This is a genomic window from Pseudocitrobacter vendiensis, assembly GCF_943590815.1.
Classification (GTDB): Bacteria; Pseudomonadota; Gammaproteobacteria; order Enterobacterales; family Enterobacteriaceae; genus Pseudocitrobacter; species Pseudocitrobacter vendiensis.
In genome coordinates, this window is the sequence record NZ_CALSBS010000083.1 from 1 (window position 1) to 1,028 (window position 1,028).

General features: G+C 53.5%; 1 protein-coding gene. It reads right to left on the minus strand.

The genetic code is table 11. From position 1 onward, the window contains the following. Window positions 1–2: 2 nt before the first annotated feature. The coding region (gene tuf, locus NMC31_RS26050; RefSeq protein WP_189624548.1) for an elongation factor Tu at window positions 3–1,028 on the minus strand (1,026 nt) is incomplete at its 5' end.

The following is a 1,028-nucleotide window of genomic DNA, read 5'->3' on the forward strand; positions in this document are numbered from 1 at the left end:
AATTAGCTCATTACTTTAGCAACAACGCCCGCGCCAACGGTACGGCCGCCTTCACGGATTGCGAAACGCAGACCGTCGTCCATCGCGATCGGGTGGATCAGGGTAACAACCATTTTGATGTTGTCGCCCGGCATTACCATCTCTACGCCTTCCGGCAGTTCGATGGTGCCAGTCACGTCAGTAGTACGGAAGTAGAACTGCGGACGGTAGCCTTTGAAGAACGGAGTATGACGGCCGCCTTCATCTTTGGACAGGATATAAACTTCAGATTCGAATTTGGTGTGCGGCTTGATAGAACCCGGCTTAGCCAGTACCTGACCACGTTCGATTTCTTCACGTTTGATACCACGCAGCAGAACACCAACGTTCTCACCAGCACGGCCTTCGTCCAGCAGTTTGCGGAACATTTCAACGCCAGTACAGGTAGACTTCGCAGTCTCTTTGATACCAACGATTTCTACTTCTTCACCAACTTTGATGATACCGCGTTCTACACGACCGGTAACAACGGTACCACGACCGGAGATGGAGAATACGTCTTCGATCGGCAGCAGGAACGGCTTGTCGATAGCACGTTCTGGTTCCGGGATGTAAGAATCCAGGAAGCCAGCCAGTTCGATGATTTTCGCTTCCCACTCAGCTTCGCCTTCCAGCGCTTTCAGAGCAGAACCACGAACGATCGGCGTGTCGTCGCCCGGGAAGTCGTACTGAGACAGAAGTTCACGAACTTCCATTTCTACCAGTTCCAGCAGCTCTTCGTCATCAACCATGTCGCATTTGTTCAGGAACACGATGATGTACGGAACGCCTACCTGACGACCCAGCAGGATGTGCTCACGAGTCTGCGGCATCGGGCCGTCAGTCGCAGCAACAACCAGGATCGCGCCGTCCATCTGCGCAGCACCGGTGATCATGTTTTTAACATAGTCGGCGTGGCCCGGGCAGTCTACGTGCGCGTAGTGGCGAGTCGGGGTGTCATATTCAACGTGGGAAGTGTTGATGGTGATACCACGAGCTTTTTCTTCCGG